Annotated in this window: 23 protein-coding genes; 13 read left to right on the top strand and 10 right to left on the bottom strand. The window is 65.9% G+C overall.

The genetic code is table 11. The features are described 5' to 3' along the window. Positions 1–32 precede the first annotated feature (32 nt). Genes ACVWW6_RS33055 through ACVWW6_RS33065 form a run of 3 tightly spaced genes read right to left on the bottom strand, consistent with a single transcriptional unit; the run spans position 33 to position 2,998 of the window. Positions 33–617: an amino acid synthesis family protein gene (locus ACVWW6_RS33055; protein ID WP_011086605.1), complete on the bottom strand. Its 585-nt coding sequence runs from the start codon at positions 615–617 to the stop codon at positions 33–35. Positions 618–644: 27 nt separating this feature from the next. After that, positions 645–1,544, bottom strand: a complete 900-nt coding sequence (locus tag ACVWW6_RS33060) for a UPF0280 family protein (protein WP_456682134.1) — start codon at positions 1,542–1,544, stop codon at positions 645–647. Then, the gene (locus ACVWW6_RS33065; RefSeq protein ID WP_456683211.1) at positions 1,541–2,998 is read right to left on the bottom strand and encodes a 6-hydroxynicotinate reductase; all 1,458 of its coding nucleotides are present in this window, start codon (positions 2,996–2,998) and stop codon (positions 1,541–1,543) included. Before ACVWW6_RS33065 ends, ACVWW6_RS33060 begins: the two co-directional genes overlap by 4 nt. Before the next feature lie 249 nt (positions 2,999–3,247). Between ACVWW6_RS33065 and ACVWW6_RS33070 the strand changes: the two genes are divergently transcribed. Both ACVWW6_RS33070 and ACVWW6_RS33075 read left to right on the top strand, forming a co-directional pair. After that, a complete protein-coding gene (locus ACVWW6_RS33070; RefSeq protein WP_456682135.1) occupies positions 3,248–3,730 on the top strand; it encodes a (2Fe-2S)-binding protein in 483 nt (160 codons plus the stop codon). Continuing rightward, complete coding sequence (locus ACVWW6_RS33075; protein WP_456682136.1) at positions 3,730–7,254, top strand: molybdopterin cofactor-binding domain-containing protein; 3,525 nt, start codon at positions 3,730–3,732, stop codon at positions 7,252–7,254. Before ACVWW6_RS33070 ends, ACVWW6_RS33075 begins: the two co-directional genes overlap by 1 nt. 3 nt (positions 7,255–7,257) lie before the next feature. Here ACVWW6_RS33075 and ACVWW6_RS33080 read toward each other — a convergent pair whose 3' ends face one another. Continuing rightward, complete coding sequence (locus ACVWW6_RS33080; protein WP_011086600.1) at positions 7,258–8,226, bottom strand: catechol 2,3-dioxygenase; 969 nt, start codon at positions 8,224–8,226, stop codon at positions 7,258–7,260. A gap of 439 nt (positions 8,227–8,665) precedes the next feature. Here ACVWW6_RS33080 and ACVWW6_RS33085 point away from each other — a divergent pair, with 439 nt between their 5' ends. The 3 genes from ACVWW6_RS33085 to ACVWW6_RS33095 all read left to right on the top strand — a co-directional run bounded on the left by ACVWW6_RS33085 (position 8,666) and on the right by ACVWW6_RS33095 (position 11,757). Continuing rightward, a complete protein-coding gene (locus ACVWW6_RS33085) occupies positions 8,666–10,405 on the top strand; it encodes an ATP-binding protein (RefSeq protein WP_028170883.1) in 1,740 nt (579 codons plus the stop codon). Between the two features lie 244 nt (positions 10,406–10,649). Continuing rightward, positions 10,650–11,231 carry a peroxidase-related enzyme gene (locus tag ACVWW6_RS33090; protein ID WP_456682137.1) on the top strand — a complete coding sequence of 194 codons (582 nt, stop codon included), beginning with the start codon at positions 10,650–10,652 and terminating at the stop codon, positions 11,229–11,231. A 22-nt stretch (positions 11,232–11,253) separates the two neighbouring features. After that, positions 11,254–11,757: an MgtC/SapB family protein gene (locus ACVWW6_RS33095; RefSeq protein WP_060911555.1), complete on the top strand. Its 504-nt coding sequence runs from the start codon at positions 11,254–11,256 to the stop codon at positions 11,755–11,757. Here the strand turns inward: ACVWW6_RS33095 and ACVWW6_RS33100 are convergent. From ACVWW6_RS33100 to ACVWW6_RS33110, 3 genes are all read right to left on the bottom strand, one after another. Further along, positions 11,754–14,306 (bottom strand): HAD-IC family P-type ATPase, encoded by a 2,553-nt coding sequence (locus tag ACVWW6_RS33100; RefSeq protein WP_456682138.1) that lies wholly within the window; start codon positions 14,304–14,306, stop codon positions 11,754–11,756. The genes ACVWW6_RS33095 and ACVWW6_RS33100 overlap by 4 nt on opposite strands. Next, positions 14,303–14,470 carry a hypothetical protein gene (locus ACVWW6_RS33105; RefSeq protein ID WP_165405372.1) on the bottom strand — a complete coding sequence of 56 codons (168 nt, stop codon included), beginning with the start codon at positions 14,468–14,470 and terminating at the stop codon, positions 14,303–14,305. Before ACVWW6_RS33105 ends, ACVWW6_RS33100 begins: the two co-directional genes overlap by 4 nt. 276 nt (positions 14,471–14,746) lie before the next feature. Further along, on the bottom strand, positions 14,747–15,535 hold the full coding sequence (locus ACVWW6_RS33110) for a Crp/Fnr family transcriptional regulator (RefSeq protein WP_232675185.1): 789 nt from the start codon (positions 15,533–15,535) through the stop codon (positions 14,747–14,749). A gap of 89 nt (positions 15,536–15,624) precedes the next feature. Between ACVWW6_RS33110 and ACVWW6_RS33115 the strand changes: the two genes are divergently transcribed. Continuing rightward, complete coding sequence (locus tag ACVWW6_RS33115; protein ID WP_011086594.1) at positions 15,625–15,828, top strand: hypothetical protein; 204 nt, start codon at positions 15,625–15,627, stop codon at positions 15,826–15,828. A 19-nt stretch (positions 15,829–15,847) separates the two neighbouring features. Here the strand turns inward: ACVWW6_RS33115 and ACVWW6_RS33120 are convergent, their stop codons facing one another. After that, positions 15,848–15,991, bottom strand: coding sequence for a hypothetical protein (locus ACVWW6_RS33120; RefSeq protein WP_165448150.1), 144 nt, complete (start codon positions 15,989–15,991; stop codon positions 15,848–15,850). Between the two features lie 275 nt (positions 15,992–16,266). Here ACVWW6_RS33120 and ACVWW6_RS33125 point away from each other — a divergent pair, with 275 nt between their 5' ends. Further along, positions 16,267–16,422 carry a hypothetical protein gene (locus tag ACVWW6_RS33125; RefSeq protein ID WP_165448149.1) on the top strand — a complete coding sequence of 52 codons (156 nt, stop codon included), beginning with the start codon at positions 16,267–16,269 and terminating at the stop codon, positions 16,420–16,422. Between the two features lie 15 nt (positions 16,423–16,437). Here the strand turns inward: ACVWW6_RS33125 and ACVWW6_RS33130 are convergent, their stop codons facing one another. Further along, positions 16,438–17,064 carry a ParB-like protein gene (locus ACVWW6_RS33130; protein ID WP_028170879.1) on the bottom strand — a complete coding sequence of 209 codons (627 nt, stop codon included), beginning with the start codon at positions 17,062–17,064 and terminating at the stop codon, positions 16,438–16,440. A gap of 321 nt (positions 17,065–17,385) precedes the next feature. Here ACVWW6_RS33130 and ACVWW6_RS33135 point away from each other — a divergent pair, with 321 nt between their 5' ends. From ACVWW6_RS33135 to ACVWW6_RS33160, 6 genes are all read left to right on the top strand, one after another. Then, on the top strand, positions 17,386–17,727 hold the full coding sequence (locus tag ACVWW6_RS33135; RefSeq protein ID WP_028170878.1) for a hypothetical protein: 342 nt from the start codon (positions 17,386–17,388) through the stop codon (positions 17,725–17,727). Positions 17,728–17,962: 235 nt separating this feature from the next. After that, positions 17,963–18,250 (top strand): acyl carrier protein, encoded by a 288-nt coding sequence (locus tag ACVWW6_RS33140; RefSeq protein ID WP_007592476.1) that lies wholly within the window; start codon positions 17,963–17,965, stop codon positions 18,248–18,250. Positions 18,251–18,260: 10 nt separating this feature from the next. Beyond that, positions 18,261–18,731, top strand: a complete 471-nt coding sequence (locus ACVWW6_RS33145; RefSeq protein WP_161535332.1) for a 3-hydroxyacyl-ACP dehydratase FabZ family protein — start codon at positions 18,261–18,263, stop codon at positions 18,729–18,731. Continuing rightward, entirely contained in the window at positions 18,728–19,939 is a 1,212-nt protein-coding gene (locus ACVWW6_RS33150) for a beta-ketoacyl-ACP synthase (RefSeq protein ID WP_161535333.1), read from the top strand. The genes ACVWW6_RS33145 and ACVWW6_RS33150 overlap by 4 nt, the downstream gene beginning before the upstream one ends. Before the next feature lie 12 nt (positions 19,940–19,951). Beyond that, positions 19,952–21,229 carry a beta-ketoacyl-ACP synthase gene (locus tag ACVWW6_RS33155; protein WP_011086589.1) on the top strand — a complete coding sequence of 426 codons (1,278 nt, stop codon included), beginning with the start codon at positions 19,952–19,954 and terminating at the stop codon, positions 21,227–21,229. An 8-nt stretch (positions 21,230–21,237) separates the two neighbouring features. Then, on the top strand, positions 21,238–22,170 hold the full coding sequence (locus ACVWW6_RS33160) for a lipid A biosynthesis lauroyl acyltransferase (RefSeq protein ID WP_456682139.1): 933 nt from the start codon (positions 21,238–21,240) through the stop codon (positions 22,168–22,170). 103 nt (positions 22,171–22,273) lie between these two features. On the opposite strand, the gene ACVWW6_RS33165 is transcribed toward ACVWW6_RS33160, so the two are convergent. Next, on the bottom strand, positions 22,274–23,398 hold the full coding sequence (locus tag ACVWW6_RS33165) for a polyamine ABC transporter substrate-binding protein (RefSeq protein WP_011086587.1): 1,125 nt from the start codon (positions 23,396–23,398) through the stop codon (positions 22,274–22,276). Between the last annotated feature and the right edge of the window lie 6 nt (positions 23,399–23,404).

Raw genomic sequence — 23,404 nt, forward strand, 5'->3', positions numbered from 1 at the left:
GGGAAGCAGTGCCCGCCTCCCCGGTTCAAACTCTATCTCAGACCGTCCTCGCCCTTGATCTCCGCAACCGTCAGCCCGCCGACACGCGGCAGCGGACGGCCGCTGTCGGTAACGGCGACCGCGACCATGATCTCGTTGGCGCGCGGCGCGTCGTTGATCTGTACTTCCATGCCGTCGAAGTGGCTGCGCACGAAGGCCGCATCCTTGTGACCCAGGGGGATATCGAGCGTCGTGCCGGGGCCGCTGCGCTTCTTCGACGAAGGGATCAGCGCTGCGCCCTTGCTCAGAACCTTCCGCACCGGCGCGCCCATCTTCGGATGAAGGATCGCGGCCGCATGCTCCAGCTCGCCATTCTCACCGACGGCCGCCGCCTTGCCGTAGCTCTGCACCTTCGCCCCGTCGATCCCGAGCGCCGCGACTGCGCGCTTCGACAGCAGTTCGCCAAGCTCCTCGCCGATCGCGATCAGCGGCGCGAGATCCTCGACATATTGTCCGGCAAAGGGATTTTCGATCACGGCGATGGCCGCGGCGCGCCGGGTCGGCGGCGAGACCTGGCGGCCCATCTCCATTTGCGTCTCTTCGACGACCGTGACGATCTTGCGGATGATCGCGCTCATGATTGTTTCCCTTGGGCTCTTCCCTGCTCAGGCATGAACCGCGTTCTCCAGCACAGACGGGCGCGATCGTTGCCGTTCAATATCTTTTGTTCCGATGACGAGCATATCACCACTGAGCTGCAACACGGCACCCTCGATCAATCCGCGATAGAACAATTGCCGTGCACATTCCGCGCCAGATTCCAGCGCGGCCGAAATCTCGGCCGGCGACAATTCGCCGACGTTGCGGGTGACAAGACGCGCGCCGAGATCGCTGTCGGGCTGAAGCTCGTTCGCGGGCTGCCGGACGATGGCGGGATGCCAGGGCAGATCGACAGCGTTGGCGATGATCGTGGCCGCCGCATCGGCCTGCGCGGCCGTTGCCGCCAGCACCGTCACGGCGTCGGCAATGCCGAGCGAAAAGCTGCGGCCGTGGCGCCCGCTGGTCGCGATCCCCCGCACGGGATCGTCAGCATCGACCTTCATTCTCCGCATCACGCCGTCGCGATCGGGCCGGTCCATCAGGCCGACCGAAAAATGTTCGCCTCGCGCAAGATGCAGCGCGATGTCGCCGCCATTGTTGACATAGGCCTGGTCGAGCGACGCCGCGTTCAGCATTGCGCCCAGAATCTCCTCGGCCACGCTGCCCGCCACCGCGGCCATCGGCGTGATGAAGCAATCGGGGGCATAGGGCGCAACGGCGGCATACATGCGGCGCGCAACGGCGCCCTTCAGTGGGCACGTTCCGGGTTCCGCTGCCTTGCGCAGCTCCGTCAGCTCCACGCAGAGCTCATCGAGCAGTCCGGTGAAGCGGCGCGCTGCGGCGTCATAGGCCGCACGCACCTCGCCCGCGCCCCCCCTCGCTTCGACGATCAGATCAATCGGCCCATCCTGCAAATGCAGCCGCCGACCATCAGACAGCAATGCGATTTGCGGGAGCCGTGTCATGCCCGGGGCCCTGGAATCGGGTTCTGCCAGGGCAACTGGCGGACATCCTCGCCGTTCTGTACTTCCGAGAGCGGCTTGACGTAATCCATGTGTCCACCGAGCGCGGCGTAGTCGGACAGCTTCATCGTGAACTCGATCGGCGCGACCAGCGCCGGCGTCGGCACATAGCCGAACGCGCCTGAAGGCATCTGCGTCACGTCGACCATGTAAGTGATGCCGCCGCCGGGCCAGACATAGACCGGTGCGCCGCCGCTGGTGACGCGTGTCAGCGCGTCCTTCACCGAGCGCGTCAGCCGCACCGGATTGTCGGTGACGCCCGCGCGCAGCGAGCCGCCCGCACCGGCCATGAACAGCACGGTGCACAGCGCCGGCTCGCAATTCTCCTGAATGCGCTCGACCGAGAACTTCAGATCGGCCGGCATCTCGGTCTCGACCGGCTTCAAGGCCTCGTCGAGCACGTAATAGGACGAATGCTCGCCCGTCGTAGAAACCATCAGCATGGAGAGGCCTGGCTTGGCCTCCTTCGCATCGAACGGTCCGAGGATCGCGAGCGGATCGGAAATGTTGGTGCCGCCCCACCCCGTGCCGGGATCGGCGACCTGGAAATAGCGGCCGGGCGTCGAGCGCCGGCCCTTCATCTTGATGCCGGTGTCGGCGATGTCGAGCAGCTTGCCGGCCTGGTGCTCTGAGAGCACGCCGGTGATGTGGTCATCGACGACCACGACCTCGTCGACCTTGCCATGCCATTGCTTGGCGAACATGCCGATCGTCGCCGAGCCGCAGCCGACGCGCATGCGCTCTTCTTTCGCGCCGTTGACGATCGGCGGCTGGCCGGCCTGCACCACCACCGTGGCGCCGCCGTCGATGGTGAGCTCGACCGCCGTGCAATTGGCGAGGTCCATCAGCGTATCGCAGGTGACGCGGCCCTCCTTCTTGGAGCCGCCGGTGAGATGATGCACGCCGCCGAGCGACAGCATCTGCGAGCCGTATTCGCTGGTGGTGACGTGGCCGACCGCCTCGCCCTGCGCGCGCACGGTCGCGGTCTCCGGGCCCAGATAGCGGTCGGTGTCGATCTTCACCTTGATGCCGCAATAGGAGAAGATGCCCTCGGTGACGACGGTCACCATGTCGACGCCGTCGACTTCCGCAGAGACGATGAACGGTGCCGGCTTGTAGTCCGGATAGGTCGTGCCCGCACCGATCGCGGTGACGAAGGTCGAGGGTTCGTGGACGATCTTGCCGTCCCAGTCTTCCGTGCGGCTGAACGGCACGAGCTTGCCGCCATGCGAAACGGTGCGCTCCAGGATCACGTGCGGATCGACGCGAACGAGCTTGCCGTCGTGATTGGCATAGCGATCGCAGGCGCCCGCCGCGCCCGGCTTGATGTAGCACATCACCGGACAGGCATCGCAGCGGATCTTGTCGGTGGCGGCGCTCGTCGTTTCAGTCACCATGTGCAAGCCAGCGGACACTGCGGTTATCATTCGTATACGAACGATGTTGCGCGCGGTCCCGATAGCTGTCAAGCGGCGGCGCGCGCGAAAAGATGCGCTGCCGAATAAAACCTCATTTGCCTGCCGCCTTTGTCCACAAAGCGGGCAGTCGCGCTGCACTGCGGCATGGCCGCTTGCACGTTTGTGTACAAACGGTATCGTCGCAACGTACAATTTTGCGACCCGATCGTCGCGGGGCTTGGGAACAGGATGACGCAGACACCGATCCGCCTCACCGTGAACGGCAGGATCCACGAGATCACTGCAGAGCGCGCAACGCCATTACTCTATGTGCTGCGCAACGACCTCGCGCTCAACGGTCCGAAATTTGGCTGCGGCCTCGGCGAATGCGGCACCTGTACTGTCCTGATCGACGGCGCCGCCGCGCGCTCCTGCGTCATCCCGGCCGGCGGCTGCGCGGGACGCGACATCGTGACGCTCGAAGGGCTCGGCACAAGCGACAAGCCTGATCCGGTGCAGCAGGCCTTCATCGACGAGCAGGCCGCGCAATGCGGCTACTGCCTCAACGGCATGATCATGACCACCAAGGCGCTGCTCGCGATCAACCCGCAGCCGACAGAACAGGAAGCGCTGGCGGCGCTGCGCTACAATCTCTGCCGCTGCGGCACGCATGTCGAAATCCTGCGCGCCGTGATGCGCGCATCGGGGCAGCTCACCGAGGCCGCGGACTGATGGCCTCCCCTGCCTCGAACGGAGCTGAGCGGCAATCAGGCTCGCTCGTCGTCGTCCGCACCGTGGACGAGATCACATCCGAGACCTTCGTCCGCATCACCGCAGACGGCTCGGTCACCGCTTACAATGGTCATGTCGATCTCGGCACCGGCATCCGCACCGCGCTCGGCCAGATCGTCGCCGAGGAGCTCGACGTGTCGTTTGCGCGCGTCGTCATCGTGCTCGGCGATACCGCTGTCGTGCCGAACCAGGGCGCCACGATCGCCAGTGAAACCATCCAGATCACTGCCGTGCCCCTGCGCAAGGCCGCGGCGCAGGCGCGCCACTTCCTGATCGCGCGCGCAGCCGGGCGGCTGGAGTTGCCGGAGGCCGACCTCAAGATCGAAGACGGCCTCGTGCGCGGGCACGACAACCGCAGCGTCAGCTATGGCGAATTGATCGGCGGCGAGACGATCCGGCTCGAGCTTGCCGACGACGTCGCCGTCAAGCCCGTCGGCGACTACGCCATCGTCGGCCAGTCGATGCCGCGGGTCGATCTGCCGGCGAAGGCCACGGGCGAGCTGACCTTCGTGCACGACGTCCGCCTGCCTGGCATGCTGCACGGCCGCGTCGTGCGTCCGCCCTATGCCGGCGTCGATGCCGGGCCGTTCGTCGGCACCAGCCTGCTCGCGGTCGACGAATCCTCGGTGCGCGACGTTCCCGGCATCATAGCCGTCGTGCACATCGGCGATTTCGTCGGAATCGTCGCCGAGCGCGAGGAGAATGCGATTCGCGCCGCGGAGCAGCTCAAGGTGAGCTGGAAGCCGACGCCCACCCTCACCGACCTCGCCGATGTCGAGACCGCGTTGCGCGCCAATCCGTCGACGCCGCGGACGTTGATCGACAAGGGCGACGTCAATGCGGCGATATCAGGCGCCGCCAAGCCGATGCAGCGCACCTATGTGTGGCCGTACCAGATGCATGCCTCGATCGGCCCGTCCTGCGCGGTCGCCGACTTCCAGAGCGGCGACATCCGCGTCTGGTCGGGCACGCAGAATCCGCATCTGCTGCGCGGCGATCTGGCGCTGCTGATCGAGCGCCCCGAGAGCGAGATCGAAGTCATCCGGCTGGAGGCCGCCGGCTGCTACGGCCGCAACTGCGCCGACGACGTCACCGCGGATGCGCTGCTGCTGTCGCGCGCGGTCGGCCGTCCGGTGCGCGTGCAGCTGACGCGCGAGCAGGAGCACGCCTGGGAGCCCAAGGGCACCGCGCAGCTCATCGACGTCAATGGCGGCCTGGACGCCGACGGCGGCGTCGCGGCTTACGACCTCGCCACGCGCTATCCCTCGAACGCCGCGCCGACGCTGGCGCTGCTGCTGACCGGTCGCGTCTCGCCCGATCCGGCCGTGCTCCAGATGGGCGACCGCACCGCGATCCCGCCCTACGACTACGACCACATGCGCGTCGTCGCCCATGACATGGCGCCGATCGTGCGCGCGTCCTGGCTTCGCGGCGTCTCGGCGCTGCCGAACACGTTTGCGCATGAATCCTACATCGACGAGGTCGCAACGGAAGCCGGCGTCGACCCGATCGAATACCGGCTGCGCTACCTGAAAGACCAGCGCGCCGTCGATCTCGTCAATGCGGTGGCCGAGCGCGCGGGCTGGACGCCGCGGCCGGTCCGCGAAGAGAAGGACGGCGAGGTCGTGCACGGGCGCGGCTTTGCCTATGCGCTCTATGTCCACAGCAAGTTTCCGGGCTATGGCGCGGCGTGGTCGGCCTGGGTCGCCGACGTCGCCGTGAACAAGACGACCGGCGACGTCAGCGTGACGCGCGTCGTCGCCGGGCAGGACTCCGGTCTGATGATCAATCCGGACGGCGTGCGCCACCAGATCCACGGCAACGTCATCCAGTCCACCAGCCGCGCGCTGATGGAGGAGGTCTCGTTCGAGCGCGGTGCGGTGGCGGCGCGCGAATGGGGCGCCTATCCGATCATCCCCTTCTCCGACGTGCCCAAGATCGACGTCTTGATGTTGCCGCGGCCGGACCAGCCGCCGCTCGGCGTCGGCGAGTCCGCCTCGGTGCCGAGCGCGGCGGCAATTGCGAATGCGATCTTCGATGCCACCGGCGTGCGCTTCCGCGAGCCCCCGTTCACGCCCGAGCGCATCCTCCGGGGCCTGCACGGCGACGCGCCGGCCGCGCCGCAGGCCCTGCCCGCTCCCGCAGCGCCGCAGCCATCGCGCATCTGGCAGAATCCGTTCGCCAGGCGCGCCGGCATCTTTGCGACCATTGCCGCCGTCTGCACCGCCGCGATCGGCGTTGGCGCCGCCCTCTTGCCCGGCCGCGCCATCGCGCCGATCGCGCGGCCCGATGCATCAGTCTATTCCGCGGCAACCATCGCCCGCGGCGCGCAGCTTGCCGCGCTTGGCAATTGCGCGGAGTGCCACACCACGATCGGCGGTGCGCCCAACGCCGGCGGCCGCGCGCTTGCGACGCCGTTCGGCACGATCTACGCGACCAACATCACGCCCGACGTCGAGACCGGCATCGGCGCCTGGTCCTATCCCGCCTTCGAGCGCGCGATGCGCGACGGGCAGCATCGCGACGGACGGCAGCTCTATCCCGCCTTCCCCTACACGCATTTTTCGAAGACCAGCGAGGCCGACCTCCAGGCGCTCTACGCCTATCTGATGGCGCAGCCCGCGGTGCGCGCGACGCCACCCGCGAATACGCTCGCCTTCCCGTTCAACATTCGCCCGCTGCTCGCGGGCTGGAACGCGCTGTTCCATCAGACGAAGGACTTCAAGCCCGATCCCGCGCAGTCCGCGCAGTGGAATCGCGGCGCCTATCTGGTCGAAAGTCTCGGCCATTGCAGCGCCTGCCATTCGCCGCGCAACGCGCTCGGCGCCGAGCAGCGCGAGGCCTATCTCGCCGGCGGCTTTGCCGAGGGTTGGGAGGCGCCGCCGCTGACGTCGCTGTCGCAGGCACCGATCCCCTGGAGCGAGGAGGAGCTCTACGCCTATTTGCGCACCGGCCTGTCGCGCTATCACGGCGTCGCCGCCGGCCCGATGGCGCCTGTTGTCAGGGATCTCACGGCCCTGCCCAACCAGGACATTCGCGCGATGGCCGTCTATCTCAACTCGTTCAACGACGCCGCCACCGAGGCGCCGGATGCGCTTGCCGCCAGGCTCGAGAGCGCAACGCAAGTCACCACCGCCGCCTCCACCGGCGCGCGGCTCTATCAGGGCGCCTGCGCCGTCTGCCACGAGGTCGGCGGCCTGCCGCTGTTCGGCAGCCGGCCCTCGCTCGCGCTCAACAGCAATCTGCACAGCGCATCACCGGACAATCTCGTGCAGGTGATCCTGCACGGCATCGCCGAGCCCGCATCGAGCGATCTCGGCTACATGCCCGCGTTCAGGAACAGCATGAGCGACGCGCAGATCGAGGAGCTCGTCACGTTCCTGCGCAGGCAGTTCGCCCCCGACAAGCCGGCCTGGACAGGCGTGCGCGAAACGATCGCACGCGTGCGATCGCCTGCCCACTGAATATTATGCGTGCTTCTTCACTTCCACCGGCGGCGTGCCGTGGGTGTGGAAGGACTCGATCGTCTTCAGGCCCCACGCCTGGCCCTTCTTGCGCTCCTCTTCCGTCCACACGATCGGCTTCCAGTCGGGCGCGAGGATGAGGCGCGCGCCGGCATTGGCGACCTCGACGCGGTTACCGCCGGGCTCGTAGACATAGAGGAAGAAGGTCTGCTGGATCGCGTGCTTGTGCGGACCGGTCTCGATGTGGATGCCGTTCTCCAGGAAGATATCCGCCGCGCGAAGAATCTCCTCGCGGCTGTCGAGCGCGTAGGTGACGTGGTGGAAGCGGCCTGGCGTGCCGGAATGGTCGAGCGAATAGGCGAAGTCGTAGCTCTTGTTCGACATCGTCAGCCACATCGCCGCTTCCCGACCGTCGTTGAGCACGATCTGCTCGGTGAGCCGGCAGCCGAGATAGTTCTCGAAGAACTCGCGGTTGGCCTTGATGTCGACGGCGAGGCAGTTGAGATGGTCGAGGCGGCGGACATTGACGCCGCGGGCGGGAAAACGCTGCGCCTGGTTCTTGAGCGCCGGCTTCAGTTCCGGCGGCGCCTGATACCATTCGGTCTCGTAATAGAGCTCGACGATGTGGCCGTCGGGGTCGCGGCAGCGGAAGGTCGGCCCCTGCCCCATGTCGCCGTCGATCCAGCCGATGTCGAACCCGGAGCCCTTGAGCGCGGCGACGCGGCGCTCCAGCGCCTGCTGGCTGCGCGCGCGCAGCGCCATGTGCTCCATGCCTGAGGTCTTCGACGCCGTGAGCTTGAGCGAATAGCGCTCGTAATCGTCCCAGCCCCGCAGGTAGACCGACTCGCCCTTCCGGCCGCTGATTGTCATGCCCATCACGTCGACGAAGAATTTCAGGCTCTCGTCGGGCTTGGGCGTCAGCAGCTCCATATGGCCGAGATGGGCAAGATCGAGGATCGGTTCGGGCTGCATGCTTTCCTCCTGGCGTGGCTGCGATCCGCAGGAACCGGATCGCGCATTCGGGCACAGGGCCGCAATTGGCTCACGCGCCCGGAGGCGGCACCGAGGCCGCGGGTTCATTTGTACTAATGTACAAATGATTAGGTCCCGTCAACAAACCAACCCTTGCATCCCGGACCGAATGGCGCCCCGCGCTTGAGCAGAACCATCCCCGAACGGCGGACGGACTGCCCGAATGGTAAAATCTTCCCTAATTCGATCGAAAGCCTGCTGGCCCCAAAAAGCAGCACTTTCCGGCCGTTTCCGCCCACAGATATGCATCAGGAACGAATCTATCGGCCGAATTGTCGCGGATTTAACGAAGCGGCCGCGGCTGCCGTTTAACCGTTTGTGCAGCCGCGGCCGCGCATAGTCCGGTGCAACCCCCGTGCTCTTGCCAGGTTCATTCATCGTGACATCCTTTGGACGCGTGATTTCGGTACGTGGATCGCTCGCCCGGGTCGGGCTTCTGGCGGCAAGCCAGATGCCGATCTCGGAGGTTCGGGCGACCGTCGGCCGTTTCGTCAGCATTCGCTGCGCCAGCTCGGTCATCGTCGCGATGATCACCGAGGTCTCCTGCGAGAATCTGTCGAGCGCCGACAATTACATCGCCATCGCCTCGGTCGACCTGCTCGGCGAGATCCTCAACGCCGCCGACAAGGCCAAATTCCAGCGCGGCGTCACCAATTATCCGACCATCGGCGACGCGGTCGACCTGATCACGAGCCAGGAGCTGCGCACGATCTACGCGCCGACCGGATCGGACCAGATCAACGTCGGCTTCCTCCAGCAGGACCGCTCGGTGATCGCCTATGTCGACGTCGAGGAAATGCTGTCCAAGCATTTTGCCGTGCTGGGATCGACCGGCGTCGGCAAATCAACCGGCGTCTCGCTGCTGCTCAACGAGATCCTGAAGGCGCGCCCGAACCTGCGCATCTTCCTGCTCGACGTGCACAACGAATATGGCCGCTGCTTCGGCGACCGCGCGCTGGTGCTGAACCCGCGGAACCTGAAGCTGCCGTTCTGGCTGTTCAACTTCGAGGAAATCGTCGACGTGCTGTTCGGCGGCCGCGCGGGCGTCCCGGAGGAGCTCGATATCCTCGCCGAGGTGATCCCGCTCGCCAAGGGCGTCTACACCCAGTACCAGAACGCCGACCGCATCGGCCTCAAGCGCATCGACCCCAAGCAGATCGGCTACACGGTCGACACGCCGGTGCCTTATCGTCTCGTCGATCTGATGTCGCTGATCGACGAGCGCATGGGCAAGCTCGAAAACCGCTCCTCGCGCATCATCTATCACAAGCTGATCTCGCGTATCGAGGCGGTGCGCAACGATCCGCGCTACGCCTTCATGTTCGACAACGCCAATGTCGGCGGCGACACCATGGCCGAGGTGATCAGCCATCTGTTCCGCCTGCCGGCCAACGGCAAGCCGATGACGGTCATGCAGCTCGCCGGCTTCCCGGCCGAAGTGATCGATTCCGTCGTCTCGGTGCTCTGCCGCATGGCCTTCGACTTCGGCCTGTGGAGCGACGGCGTCTCGCCGCTGTTGTTCGTCTGCGAGGAAGCGCATCGCTACGCCTCCGCCGACCGCAATGTGGGCTTCGGGCCGACCCGCAAGGCGGTGTCGCGCATCGCCAAGGAAGGCCGCAAATACGGCGTCTATCTCGGGCTGATCACCCAGCGTCCGGCCGAGCTCGACGCCACCATCATCTCCCAGTGCAACACGCTGTTCACGATGCGTCTTGCCAACGAGCGCGACCAGGCGCTGCTGCGCGCCGCGGTGTCGGATGCGGCCGCGAACCTACTCTCCTTCGTGCCCTCGCTCGGCACCCGCGAGGTGCTGGCGTTCGGCGAAGGCGTCGCACTGCCGACGCGCTTGCGCTTCAAGGAGGTGCCGCCGCACCAATTGCCGCGCGGCGAAGCCACCATCAGCAGCGTGCCGTCGGTGACCTCCGGTCACGACATGCATTTCGTCAGCGCCGTGCTCGAGCGCTGGCGCGGCGCCACCTCGCAGCGCGACGTCCCGAACGACCCGGTGTTCCAGGCGCCACCCGCGAAGACGCTCGGCACCGCCGAAGCCCCGATGCTGCAGCCCTCGATGGGCCTCGATCCCGACCGCTTCTCGCTGTTGAAGAAGCCGCTGCGGTAACGCCACGCTCCATCCAACTCGTCATTGCGAGCGCAGCAAAGCAATCCAGAATCCCACCGCGGAGACACTCTGGACTGCTTCGCTGCACTCGCAATGACGGAGCAAGGTGAATGAGCGCCATTCCCCGATGCGCATCCAAACCGCAGATGCGCCGTCGCGCCGCGCCAACCGGTGCCCCGTGGCACGTTGAGCCCCGCGCCCGCATCGACTATGGTTGCCGGCCGCCATCCGGAAGAAACAACCAATGACAAAAACAGCCGCACAACGCTTCCCAGCTCCCGCCCTCGACACGCTGCCTGACGACATCCGCACGCGCCTCCTCGCCGTGCAGGAGAAGAGCGGCTTCGTGCCGAACGTCTTCCTCACGCTGGCCTATCGTCCGGACGAGTTCCGCGCGTTCTTCGCCTATCACGACGCGCTGATGGAGAAGCACGGCGGCCTCACCAAGGCCGAACGGGAGATGATCGTGGTGGCGACCTCGGCGGCCAACCAGTGCCAGTATTGCGTGATCGCCCATGGCGCTATCCTGCGCATCCGCGCCAAGAACCCGCTGATCGCCGACCAAGTCGCGGTGAACTATCGCAAGGCCGACATCACGCCGCGGCAGAAGGCGATGCTCGACTTCGCGATGAAGGTCTCGGCCGACGCGCAGCGCATCTCGGAGGAGGATTTCGCCGCGCTTGCGCCGCACGGCTTCAGCGACGACGACATCTGGGACATCGCCGCGATCTCGGCCTTCTTCGCGCTGTCGAACCGGCTGGCGAACTTCACCGGCATGCGGCCGAACGACGAGTTCTACTTGATGGGCCGGCTGCCGAAGAAATGAATGACGCGGTGGCTGACGAGCAATGACCGTGCTGAACTGGCCCGAGATCCTTCTGCGCCTCGGCGTCGCCACGCTCGCAGGCTGCGCCATCGGCCTCAATCGTGACCTGCACGGCAAGCCGATCGGGCTGAAGACGCTCGGCATCGTCGGGCTCTCGACCGCAACCGTCGTATTGCTGGCCGTGCAGTTCGCCGAGGCGGGCAAGATCACCGATGCGGCAAGCCGCGTCATCCAGGGCATCCTCACCGGCATCGGCTTCCTCGGTGCCGGCGTCATCGTCCACGAAAGCGACAGGTTTCGCGTCCGCGGCCTGACCAGTGCCGCCTGCACCTTCCTCGCCGCCTGCCTCGGCATCGCCTGCGGCGTCGGTCAGTGGCCGATCGTCGGAACGGCGCTGACACTGGCCTTCCTGATTCTCACCGTCGGCAACCGCGCCGAGCACTGGCTGCACCGGATGCTCGGCGCCAGGGACGAGACGCACGAAACCGATGCGCCGCCGAAGACGCGCTCCCCGGATGAGAGCTAGAACCGAAGCCGCCGCGCCCACAGCGGTTTCAGCAATTCGAGCACCGTCAGCACCAGCAGCCCCGCGCCGAGCGCGATCATCAGATCGTCCGCATGCAGCGGACCAAAGCGGAACAGGCTGGAGGCCGGCGGCCAGAGCAGCGCGGTGGCGAGAACGAGAGCCACCCCCGCGAAGATCCAGGTCAATGCGGGATTTGGACGGAAGAATGCGGACGCGAACGATGCGCTGAAGGACCGATTGACCAGGACCAGAGCGACAATGCAGACGACCAGCGTCACGAAGGCGAGCGTCCTCGCCTCGTCGGCGACGAGGCCGGAACGAAGCGCGCCGACGAATATGATGGCGGTCAGGGCAAATGCGAGGGCACCCTGAAGCACGCTCCAGCCAACCAGTGCCCACGAGAACAGCGCGGCATCAGGCCGCCTCGGCGGACGCGTCATCGCATCGCGCTCGTCCCGCTCCGCCTCGAACACCAGCGAGCATACGGGGTCGATGATCAGCTCCAGAAATGCGATGTGCACCGGACTGAAGATCAGCGGCAGCCCGAAGACCAGGGGCAGCAGCGCAAGTCCGGCGATCGGCACATGAACGGCGAAGATGAAGGCCATCGCCTTCCGCAGATTGTCGTAGATGCGGCGGCCCAGACGAATAGCCGACACGATCGAACCGAAATCGTCGTCGAGCAGCACGATCGCCGACGCCTCTCGCGCGACGTCGGTCCCGCGCCCTCCCATCGCGATGCCGATGTGGGCGGCCTTGAGCGTAGGCGCGTCGTTGACGCCGTCGCCGGTCATCGCCACGATCTCGCCGTTGAGCTTCATCGCCTGGACGATGCGCAGCTTCTGCTCCGGCAAAACCCGGGCGAACACGTTGACATGCCCGACGCGTTTCGCGAGCTCCGGATCATCCGCCAGCCTGACCTGATCGCCGGTCATGACGTCACGGACATCGAGTCCGGCCTGGTTCGCGATGGCAACGGCGGTTGCCGGATAATCGCCCGTGATCATGACGACGCGGATCCCCGCCGCGCGGCATTCGCGAACCGCCTCCGGGACATGGGGCCGCAGCGGATCGGCAAGCCCGACCAAGCCGACAAATCGAAACGCGAAATCCTCCTGGGTCGGCAGGAGTGAAGCGTCATCGCAGGCGGCAACGGCCACCCCCAGCACGCGAAGCCCGTCCCTCGCCATCGCGCTGGCGGCATCTCGCACCGAATCCTGATCAGCAGCGTTCATCCTGCACAGGCGCGCGATCGCCTCGGGCGCGCCCTTGGCGCATGCGACGAGGTCCGCCCGGCCGGCCGTGCGCCAGACCTGCGTCATGGCCAGCAGCTCGGGGCGCAGACCGTAGGTACGCACCAGCGTCCGGTCGCCGTCCGGCGCATCGCCTCCCCGCAAGGCGGCCTGCGCGAACAGATGCAGAGCCTTCTCCATCGGGTCGAACGGTTCCGGAGAGCTCGCCAGGGCACCGCAACGCGCCAGCTCGATGAATTCAGGCCTGGCGTCATCCCGCCCGGCGCTCTCCGGACGCATGCGTGCCCCGTCGAGCAGCCGCAACTCCGCGACGGACATCTGGTTCTGCGTCAGTGTCCCGGTCTTGTCGGTGCACAGGACGGTCGCAGAGCCGAGGACCTCGATGGCTGCGGCTCGCCGCGTCAGGACGCGCGCCTGCGAAATCCGCCAGGCTCCCATCGCCATGAAGACCGTGAGCACGACGCCAAATTCTTCCGGCAACATCGCCATGCCGATGGCGATGCCCGCAAGCAGCGCTTGCAGCCAGTCCCCACGCAAGACTCCGTAGAGCGCGACGGCGGCCACGCTGACGACCGCGCCGCCGAGGAAGCAGAGCCGCACCAGTCTTGCGGTCTGTTGCCGAAGCCGGGGCGGCTCGGTTTGCAAGCCGCGCAGCGACAGCCCGATCTTCCCGATCTCGCTGCGCGGGCCGGTGGCCTCGACCAGCGCCAGCCCCTCGCCCCGCACGACGAGAGAACCGGAATACACGAAGGGCTGATCCTCGCCGCCCGGCCGCTGATCGGCTGACATGGCCTTGCCGGCAGCCCGCTTGCGGACGGGCACCGACTCGCCGGTCAGCAGCGACTCGTCGATCTGCAGATCGCGCGCGTCCACCAGCGCGGCGTCGGCCGGAATCCGGTCGCCTTCGCCGAGGACGAGCAGGTCGCCGCGCACGACCTCGCGGCCCGGGATGCGCCGACGCGCACCGTCCCGCACCACGAGCGCGCGCGGGCTGCTCAGGTCGCGCAAGGCTTCCAGTACGCGCTCGGTCCGGGTCTCCTGCACCACCGTGATCACGATCGACATCGCACCGAAGACCAAGAGGATCAGCGCTTCCCTGAGATCGCCGAGCACGAGGTAGACCAGCCCACCGCAAAGCAGCAGCACGAGCATCGGCTCGCGCAGCACTTCCATGACGATGCGGAGCGGACTGCGTCGTTCGGGCCGAGGCAACTCGTTGGCGCCGTCCTCTTCCAACCGCGCCCGAGCCTCGGCCTCGCTCAGCCCGGCCGGTCTTTTGGCTTCCGTGGCGCTCACGTCTTCCGCCGCAGGCTCCAGAGACTTCCAGCGAGCAGGACGGCCGTCACGAGCAGTATGGCGACGAAGGTCTGGATGATTGTGAAGTTCAGCGCATCACGCGCGACGAACAGCGCGGTGATGGCTCCGGCCAGGACAAACAGAATGCGAAGGATCAGGCTCATCGTCGCGTCTCCAGGTCGGCATGATCCGGAGCCCACCTGGCGACGCGGGAGCGCAATGCTGGTTCGGCTGTCATGCCGGCGGACCTTAGCGGCCGCCGCCGACGCCGATTTGCGATACGTCAATTTTACCTGCGCCGTTGGGCCGCACGTTCGGCCCGGTCCGCCGCCTGCGCCTCCTCAACATCCAGCGTAATCGACACTTTCAGGAACGGCGCACCCCGCCAGCGGAAGTCCACGACGACGGGCCGCGCACGGCCGACCGCGGCATCGGGCGGCTCAAAGCGTCGGGGACTGGTGGAGATAACGGCCGTCGAAATCCGCGAGTTCCAAGAACTTCTGCTCGTCGAGTACGGTGACGCGGCCGCGCTGAAATTCCACGATCCCCTCCTGGCGCAACTGCTTGATCACCCGGTTGGCGTGGACCGCCGTGATCCCCAGGGCCTCGCCGATCTGCTCCTGGGTCAGCGGCATCTCGAAAGTGTTGCCGTCCACGCGACCGATCACCCTGAGGCGCTCGCGCAGCTCGATCATGACATGGGCGAGGCGTGCAGGCGCCGGACGCTGGCCGACATTGACGATCCACTCGCGAAACATCGCGGCGTCGATCAGCGTGTCCCGCCAAAACATCTCGGCGACGACCGGCCTGCGTTGGTGCAATCTTCGCAGCGTATCGTGGCTGATGAAGCCCAGCGTGCATGGCGTCAGCGTCGAGAGCTCATGGTCCATCACGTGCAGGAACAGGCTCATCAGGTCCGGGATCTCGCCCGGAATGTGCAGGGAGAGAATCTGTCGCTTGCCGCTCGCGATCGTCTTGGAGCGCGCGCAAAATCCCTCGACAATCAGGCAGCATTCGGTAGCCCGCTCGCCATCCCTCACCACGGGCGTCTCCGCCGGATACTGTCTCACCGCGATCGGAAGCGCTTCGATTTCTCTGACATCCTCCTCCGAAATGCCGGAAGAGACGCGCAAACGCCTGACAAGCGCAGCACGGATCGTGTCGCTGGGCACGCGAAGTCGCTCCGTTTGCATGAATTGGACCCATGGCGCGCCGGGCGCCGCCGTCATGAAACCCGCGATCCCCGCCCCCGTTCCAACAAAAGTTAAGGACGCCGCTCGCGTCCGCATGGTTGGCTCCGCGCCGGAAAGGCCAAACCATGACCAAGAAACGCAACCGTACAAAACCGGCCCTGTCTCTCCAGGAGCGCTTGGACAAGTTCACACAAGAGGCCCGCGCCGCCGCCAGGAAGCTACCGGCCGGCGCCGAGCGCCACACGCTGTTGCAGAAGGCGCGCGACGGCGAGGCGGCCGCGGAGATGGAGCGCCTGCTGTCCCCGCCCGGTCCGCAAGCCCCGAAGTGATCTGCGACGCGCTACGCCGCTAGCGCTTCGCCATCAACTCGAGCGCCGGGGCAAAGCGCTCGGAAAACGTCAACGTCTTGGCGTGGTGAACTGCGGCAAACGATGCCGAGATTCCTGCTGAGGCGACCGCGAGCAAGGCAATTGCGAAAACCAGACGGCGCATTTTAGCCTCCTGTGTGAGCTCGACTACCCCACACAGATGGGACGGCTCTGTTTCAGGACGGTTTCGTGCGAACAGAAAATGGCTTCGCTCAAGAGGCTGTGATGAGGTCCTGTCGCGGGGCCGCAGCCGCCATACACTAATAGGTAGTTGCTGCTGTCTTGCAGCGGGTGCGAGCCGTGTCGGGAATTTTACGCACGCGCTCACGATCCTGAAATCGCAAGACTGCCGCAACAGGCAACATTTGCAGGAGTGCAAAGTCTTCGAGGATCACTCACATGAACGTCGTCATTCAGAAGCTCAATGGCCTATGGCACCTCATCATCGGATCGAGCCGGATCCGAACGCCCTTCCTGGAAACCCAGGAGCGCGCGCTGGTCGTGACTTACGCCCGGCGCATCTACCCCGGCGCCAAGATCTTCCAGCGCGACTGATCTGAGCCGCCGCGCCTAATCGTCGTCCGCCGGCCCGCACCAGCCCGGCAGATAGATCGCATCCTTGCTCTTGGCCGCGGACAGCGCCTTTTCCAGCGCCTTGTCGAAATTGGCATCCACCGCCTTGCGCGACAATTTCCGGCGCAGATAGTCGGCCCACAGGAATTCGGAGAACGGCGTGGTGTCCTTGGCAAATCCCCCCAGGCGGCGGAGCTCGCCGGCGAGGCTGCGGAAGGGATCGTCCCTGAGATCGGCGACCGATTTCGGCAGGTCGCGGAACGGCCGCCTTTCGCCCTTGGAATCGTAGGGATAGACCCAGCGCTTGTTGTCCATCACGCCCCAGAAGGCCTCGCGCTCGACCATCCTGAGGTCGCCGACGACAGTCACCAGCACCTCCTTGACGCCCTCGTCGTGCAATGCGCGGCCGAGATGATGATGGTCGATCACGTAGTAACGCTTGTCCGGCCCGTACACGACGGGGATCATGTGCTTGCCGAGCAGATCGGCCTGCTTCTTGCTGTCGTGCTCGCGCCAGCGTTTGCGCTTCTCCTTGACCTCGCGCATGCCGACCGTCATCTGCGTCGGCCGAAGCGACAGGATCGGCACCGGATGCACCCTCGGCTCGCGCGCGTTCGTGGTCATGGTCGAAGAGCCCCTCACATTGTTGGTTGCAACCGGTGGTCCAGGTTCCATGATTATGCCATGGGCCTTGCGGCGACAAAATGCGTTCGGCGCGCAAAGGGAGATCACAAGCCGATGTTCGCGGGACCGGGCACGGCAGGTGCCATGGCTGTTTTGCAGCGCAACCCCGCGCATCCTGACACCGGCATGACGACCGCTGTCGCGGGCCCTCGCGAAGAGGTCGTGCAAAAGCGCAATGCACGTACGCGTTGAGAAGATTTTCTGCAACGCGTTCACCACGTATGCTATCAAAAACCGCTGCTTCGGAGTGATCCTCGCACCATGAAATCCCAGCGGCCCATAAGCTCTGATGAGGAGCACCGGGTGCTCCAGTTCAGGCCGCGCACCTCCCCCTCCCCGACGGTCCACCGGGGCAACGGCACCGTGCAGCCGATGCGCGGCGCGCCCAAGCCGCTCGACCTGTCGCGCTACGAGCAGCCCCGCACCGAGCCGGACGATTTCCGCCACCGCATGCTCGCCAACATCGCCGCGCTCGCCTTCACCATCGCGCTGACCGCGATCGGGATCTGGCTCGCCGTGAGCATCGCCGACCTGCGCCGGACCCAGGATTGCGTGCTGATGGGCCGCCGCGACTGCGCCAAGATCACGACGCCGCACATCTAGGCCCCGGCCCGCCGCCGATCCCCCGCCGCAAAGGGGCTCCGGCAGGCATCCCCAGCTCCGTCCCTTGCTGTCCCCTTGGCCTGCCCGGCTCCATTGAACTCAGGGCGGCGCTCCGATATACGGGCTCTCGACCCGGCCAGAGGGGGGTTGAGGGCGTCATCAGGGGCGCGATGCCCACCCGCCATGCCACTCTGGAACATCTGACAAATATCTGCAATATATCAAAGGCTTAGTGATGTCCTCCACATTCGATCAGGTCGCTACGATCATCGCTGAAACCTGCGACATTCCGCGCGACACGATCACGCCGGATAGCCACGCCATCGATGACCTCGGCATCGACAGCCTCGATTTCCTCGATATCGCCTTTGCGATCGACAAGCAGTTCGGCATCAAGCTGCCGCTGGAAAAGTGGACCCAGGAGGTCAACGACGGCAAAGCGACCACCGAACAATATTTCGTGCTGAAGAACCTGTGCGCGCGCATCGACGAGCTGGTTGCAGCCAAGGGCGCGAGCGCCTAATCGGGCGGCCATGCAACTCGAATACTTTCACATGATCGATCGCATCGTCGACCTCAGGGTCGACGAGAAGACGATCGTCGTCGAGGCCCAGGTCCCGAAGGAAAGCACCGTCTTCGAGGGACACTTCCCGGGCTATCCCTTGATGCCCGGCGTGCTCCTGATCGAATCGATGGCGCAGGCCTCGGGCTGGCTTCAGCTCGGCGTGTTCAAGTTCGAGCGCATGCCGATCCTGGCCGCCGTGAAGGAGGCCAAGGTGCGTGGCTCGGTGTTCCCCGGCGACCTCATGAGCATCGAGGCGAGCCTCTCCTATGAGGGCTCGGGCTACGCCATGACCGAAGCCAAGATCAAGGTCGGCGGCAAGCTGCGCGCGAACGCGGCGCTCACCTTCACGCTGATCCCCTTCCCCAACGCGGACATGCGCGGATACATGGCGAAAGTCGCCGAGCGCGTCGGCTTTCCGCAGCAGGCCGTATCGCCATGACTGACACCGCTTCGAAGCCCGGCCAGACGGAAGTCTGGATCACCGGCATTGGCCTTGCCACCTCGCTCGGCGAGGGCCTGGACGCCAACTGGGCCGCGCTCCAGGAGAAGCGCATCAATGTCGACGAGAAGGGCTTTGCGCCCTACATCGTGCATCCGCTGATGCCGGTCTCCTTCGACAGCCAGATCCCGAAGAAGGGCGACCAGCGCCAGATGGAAGCCTGGCAGCGCATCGGCACCTATGCCGCGGGCCTCGCGCTCGACTCTGCGGGGATCAAGGGCAACAAGGATATCCTGTCGAAGATCGATATGGTCGTGGCCGCCGGCGGCGGCGAGCGCGATCTCAACGTCGACACCGGCGTGCTCACGGCCGAGGCCAAGGGGGCGAATGCGCCCGGCTTCCTCAACGAACGCCTGATGAGCGATCTCAGGCCGACGCTGTTTCTGGCCCAGCTCTCCAATCTCCTCGCCGGCAACATCGCCATCGTGCACGGGCTCGGCGGCACCTCGCGCACCTTCATGGGCGAAGAGGTTGCGGGCGCCGATGCGGCCCGCATCGCGCTCGCGCGCATCGCCTCGGGCGAGAGCGACATCGCCCTGATCGGCGGCTCGCACAATGGCGAGCGCAAGGACCTCATGGTCCTCTACGAATTCGGCGACTTCAACCTGAAGGACAAGTTCGCTCCCGTCTGGGCGCGCAAGGACCACGCCGGCTTCGCGCTCGGCTCGGCCGGTGCCTTCCTGGTGCTGGAATCGCGCGCGCACGCGGAAGCCCGCGGCGCAAAGCCGTTCGCGAAACTGTCGAGCGTGGTGGCCGATCTGGCCCGGCGCAAGCAGCCCGGCGACATGGCGGCGACGCTGGAGAAGCTTTGGGCCAAGCTGCCGAAGCGCGAGGGCAAGGGCGCGATCATCACTGGCGCGACCGGCGCAGAGCCCGCGACATCCGAGGAGCGCGGCTTCCTGAAGGACCACGCCGACTTCCCGGTTCGCTCGACCGGCACGATGTTCGGACACACCATGGAGACGCAATTCCCGCTCGGAATCGCGCTCGCCGCGCTGTCGATCTCGCGCGGCGCACTGTTCCCGCCGAACGATTCCACAGGGACCGAGATTGAAATGCAGGGGGCACCCACCCAGATTGTGGTCGTGGGGGCCGGACACTGGCGCGGCGAAGGCATGGCGCTGGTCGAGGCCGTAAGCCAGCTCTAGCGGGGGATCGACATGACTGCACCACGCGACAAATTCGGGCGTCCCGTCGTCGTCGTCACCGGCATGGGCATCATGACCTCGCTCGGCGCCGGCAAGGCGGACAATTGGGCGAAGCTCGTCGCCGGCGAATCCGGCATCCGCACCATCACGCGCTTTCCGGTCGACGGCCTGAAGACGACGATGGCCGGCACGGTCGATTTCGTCAGCGTCGATCCGTTCTCCTCCACCGGCCTGTCCGAGCGGATGGCCGAGATGGTCACGCAGGAAGCGCTCGAGCAGGCCGGCATCGGCGCCAACGCCGATTTCCCGGGCCCCCTCTTCCTCGCGGTCGCGCCCGTCGAAGTCGAATGGCCGCAGCGCCGCGAGCTCGGCCGCGCCGTCGGCAAGCTCGACTTCACCTATGACGACCTGCTGCGCATCTCCGGCGGCGGCAAGTACAGCGCATATCATCACCGCTTCATGTTCGGCTCGGTCGCAGCCCATCTCGCCGAGACCTTTGGCACCAAGGGCTCGCCGATCTCGCTGTCCACGGCCTGCGCCTCGGGCGCGACCTCGATCCAGCTCGGCGTGGAAGCGATCCGCCGCGGCGAGACCGATGCCGCGCTGTGCGTCGCGACCGACGGCACGGTGAATCCGGAAGCGCTGGTGCGCTTCTCGCTGCTTTCGGCACTGTCCACCCAGAACGATCCGCCGCAGGCGGCTTCCCGCCCCTTCTCCAAGAACCGCGACGGCTTCGTCATGGCCGAAGGCGCCGGCGCGCTGGTGCTGGAAAGCTATGAAGCGGCGACTGCGCGCGGTGCAAAAATCCTCGGCGTGATCGCCGGCTGCGGCGAGCTCACCGATTCCTTCCATCGCACCCGTTCCTCGCCCGACGGCAAGCCGATCATCGGCTGCATGAACAAGACGCTTGCCGATGCCGGCATGACGCCGGACCAGATCGACCACATCAACGCGCACGGCACCGCGACGCCCGAAAACGACAAGATGGAGTACAACACGACATCGGCCGTGTTCGGCGATCTCGTCTCGAAGATTCCGGTCACCTCCAACAAGTCGATGGTCGGCCACACCATCTCGGCCGCAGGCGCCGTGGAAGCGATCTTCTCGCTGCTCACCCTCGAGCATCAGCGCATCCCGCCGACGATCAATTACGAGACCCCGGATCCCACGATCCTGTTCGACGTCGTCGGCAACAAGGCGCGCGATGCGCGCGTGACCGCTGTCATGTCGAACTCGTTCGGCTTCGGCGGCCAGAACGCCTCGCTGATCCTGACCCGCGAACCGGCCTGACCGGACGCATGGGGCTGCTTCCTGCGAGCACGAAGGCCCGCGCGCGGGAGGCTGCCAAGTCGATCGGCGGCGGCCTGATCGGCGCTGCCACCGTCGGCATGCTGCGCACCACGCGCTATTTCGATCCGGTCAAGACCTCGGACTTCTTCGCACGCGCCGTGAAAATGATCGGCCCGCGCCTGCGCGAGCACCGGATCGGCCGCGCCAATCTCACAGCGGCGTTTCCGGAGAAATCGCCGGAGGAGATCGAACAGATCCTGATGGGCGTCTGGGACAATCTCGGCCGCGTCGGCGCCGAATTCGCCCATATGGACCACGTCTGGGATTACGACCGCGACCATCCGGAAGTGAGCCGGATCGAATTGCCCAAGCGCAGCATCGAGCTGTTCGACCAAATCCGAGACGACGGCAAGCCGGCGCTGATCTTCGCCGCGCACCTGGCCAACTGGGAATTGCCGGCGCTCGCTGCCGTCGCGCACGGGCTGGATGCCGCGATCCTCTATCGCCGGCCGAACATCGCCTCCGCCGACCGCATCATTCAGGAGATGCGCCAGGTCAACATGGGCACGCTGATCCCTGCGGGGCGCGATGCGCCGCTACGCCTCGCGCAGGCGCTGAAGGACGGCAAGCACGTCGCCATGCTGATCGACCAGTACCTGACCGGCGGCGTCGAGGTCACCTTCTTCGGGCGCAAGACCCGCGCCAATCCGATGCTGGCGCGCCTCCTGCGCCAGGTCGAATGCCCGATCCACGGCGTCCGCGTCATCCGCAAGCCCGGCGGCCGCTTCGCCGCGGAGCTGACGGAGGAAGTCCCGCCGGTCCGCGATGCCGACGGCAAGATCGACATCCAGGGCACGACGCAGGCGATCACCAACGTGGTGGAAGGCTGGGTGCGCGAGCATCCCGAGCAGTGGTTGTGGCTGCACCGCAGGTGGCGCTAGCTACGCCGTCATTGCGAGGAGCGAAGCGGCGAAGCAATCCAGAGCGTCTCCGCGAATCGATTCTGGATTGCTTCGCTTCGCTCGCAATAACGGGTGCCGCACGTCAGCGCCCCGTCTTCACCTTGGTCCAGAGCCGGTTGATGATGCGCTGGGTCGCCGGCTCACGCGCCGTGATGACGAACAGTTTTGCGAGCGTCGCTTCGTCCGGATAGATGTTCTTGTCGCCCAGGATTTTCGGATCGACCAGCTTCTGGCTGGCGAGGTTGCCGTTGGCATAGGACAGGAAGTCCGAGTTCTTGGCGGCGACGTCCGGGCGGTAGAGATAGTTGATCAGCTCATAGGCTTCGCTGACGTTCTTGGCATCCGCGGGGATCGCGAGATTGTCGAAGAACATCTGCGCGCCCTCCTTCGGGATCGTGTAGCCGATCTCGACGCCGCTCTTGGCTTCCGCAGCGCGGGCGCGGGCCTGCATGATGTCGCCGGACCAGCCGACCACGAAACAGATCTCGCCGGTGGCAAGCGCGCTCAGATATTCGGACGAGTGGAACTTGCGCACGGACGGGCGAACCTTGGCGACGGCATCGGCGGCCTTCTCGAGGTCCGCCTGCTTGGTCGAGTTCGGATCGAGCCCGAGATAGCTCAGCGCCGCCGGAAAGATGTCGTCGGCGGAGTCGAGCATGTGCACGCCGCAGTCTTTGAACTTGGCGAGGTTCTCCGGCTTGAAGACGATGTCCCAGCTGTCGATCTTCGCGTCGGGTCCGAGGATCTGCTTCACCTTGGCGACGTTGTAGCCGATGCCCGTGGTGCCCCACATGTAGTTGGCGGCGTAGACGTTGCCGGGGTCGTAGATGCCGAGGCGCTGCGTCACGACAGGCCAGGCATGGCTAAGGTTCGGCAGCCTCGACTTGTCGAGCTTCTGGAAGATGTTGGCCTTGATCTGGCGCTGGAGGAAATAGGCCGTCGGCACCACGACGTCGTAGCCGGACTTGCCGGCCATCAGGCGCGTCTCCAGCGTCTCGTTGGCGTCGAACGTGTCGTAGACCACCTTGATGCCGGTCTCCTTGGTGAAGGCCTCAAGGACATCAGGCGCCATGTAGTTGGACCAGTTGTAGAAGTTGACGACCCGCTCCTCGGCGCCTGCGGGGGCGGAGAGCAACGTCAGCGCTGCGGCGATCGCGAGGCCAAAGCCAAGACCAAAGCGAAGTCCGGAGCGGCCGACGTTCGTCATCTCTGT

It is taken from the genome of Bradyrhizobium sp. USDA 3311, from assembly GCF_054062495.1.